General features: G+C 35.2%; 1 protein-coding gene. It reads right to left on the bottom strand.

All coding sequences use genetic code 11. The features are described from left to right. Position 1: 1 nt before the first annotated feature. Positions 2-378: acyltransferase family protein (locus tag JEM65_RS22205; protein WP_199603945.1), on the bottom strand; the 377-nt coding region annotated here is incomplete at its 5' end.

Raw genomic sequence — 378 nt, 5'->3', positions numbered from 1 at the left:
ACTAAGGCTTGACCCACAACACTTCTAAGATAAAAAAGATAGATATTGTTAATGGACCGATGGCATAAGACATGATCTTAGAAAATGCTTTTTTGAATTTACCATCGCCATGCTTTTTCAAACAGTAAAGGACTGGTGTTAGCAATAGCACATAGACAAATATATTACCCAAGAACCATAAATGTCCACTATCAGAAAAGTATTGAAAAGGCATGTTATAGTATTTCTGAAATACGAACATATGCAGCGGTGTAATGGCTAGGTATCCAAAGATGAAAGGCAAAAGTATTCGCTTAGATCGTTCTAAGACTAGTGCTTTCCAATCTCTCTTTTTCATTGCAAAATATACGCCCATCCCAGAAACATAAAACAATAGTG

It is taken from the genome of Gelidibacter salicanalis, assembly GCF_016469035.1.
GTDB lineage: Bacteria > Bacteroidota > Bacteroidia > Flavobacteriales > Flavobacteriaceae > Gelidibacter > Gelidibacter salicanalis_A.
Note: the sequence above shows the minus strand (reverse complement) of the source record. Positions and strands in the feature narration are given on the sequence as shown.